General features: G+C 38.6%; 1 pseudogene. It reads left to right on the top strand.

From position 1 onward, the window contains the following. Positions 1 to 139: 139 nt before the first annotated feature. Positions 140 to 1,060 (top strand): annotated as a pseudogene (locus H5187_RS24905) (hypothetical protein); the annotation flags it as partial.

The following is a 1,060-nucleotide window of genomic DNA, read 5'->3' as shown; positions in this document are numbered from 1 at the left end:
CAACCAACAATTCAAGGGTTTAATAGTATTTATGGCTTACCAATCGAATATTACAAAGCAGGTGAAAAGCCAGGGTTCTTTTCTTGGGGCGATGAGCGCAAGTATAGCCACCGCATTGGCCAAGTAATCAGCCAAGCCATTGTTAAGTTATAAAAAGCTAAGTTATAAAAAATTTACAAGAAGTACAGCAAATAAAGGAGTAATAATGAGCGAAAATCAATTAGATCATGAAAAAATAAAAAAAGAAATGTTAGAAGAAAGAAAGCGCGAAGATCAAGAGCGCGAAGACTGGATGCGTGCAAACCCAGAAGAAGTCGATAGGCGCTATTATGAGCACGTAGCAAAGTTTGTTGCTGAGGATGAAGAAAAAAGGCCAGAAAGAATTAGGAAGCTAGAAGAATGGAAACAACTTAACCCGAGAAAAAAACCACTTAATGCAAAAGATAAAAACATTCAACGATTAGCACTTGATGAAAGCTATGCTGAAAGAAGAGATCGAAAAAGTAAAGAAGAAAAAGATCCAGAAATAGAAAAAGCAGAGAGAACTAAGCAAAGAAATGACTCGATTTATCGGGCTAACTCCACTAAGTACAGAGAAAGGCTGCCAAGAGATTATTTGCATAAAGACAGTTATGAGGCGCGATTAAAAAAAGCCGAAGCACTCAATGGCTGCGGGTTTAAAACCCGTACGTTTAAAAGTAAGCGTTTTACTGATGAATATACAGCAAAGCTTTCATCCCCAGATAGTGGCTCAACGCTTGAGGGGCACTGGGTTCGCACTGATGGGCAACAACTTGCTATTTCATGGTTTGGAGGGTGGTCAAACTTATTTACTGCTCTAAGCTTCTTGTTAATGGTGTTTACGTTTATCTGTTTCCTCTCGGACTTGATGATTATTGGTTTTGTGTGGGGCGATTACAGGTGGGTACCGTTTTTTATATACATGCCTTTGTTTATCATAGGTTTTTATATGCATAAACACCGCGCCATATTATCGCACCGAGATAAGTTTTATTTTAATCGCCATACCGGGCTTGTAAAAACCCCTCATACTTTGTTT

The organism is Pseudoalteromonas sp. SG44-1 (genome assembly GCF_014164315.1).
In the GTDB taxonomy this organism is placed as follows: Bacteria; Pseudomonadota; Gammaproteobacteria; order Enterobacterales; family Alteromonadaceae; genus Pseudoalteromonas; species Pseudoalteromonas rhizosphaerae.
Note: the sequence above shows the minus strand (reverse complement) of the source record. Positions and strands in the feature narration are given on the sequence as shown.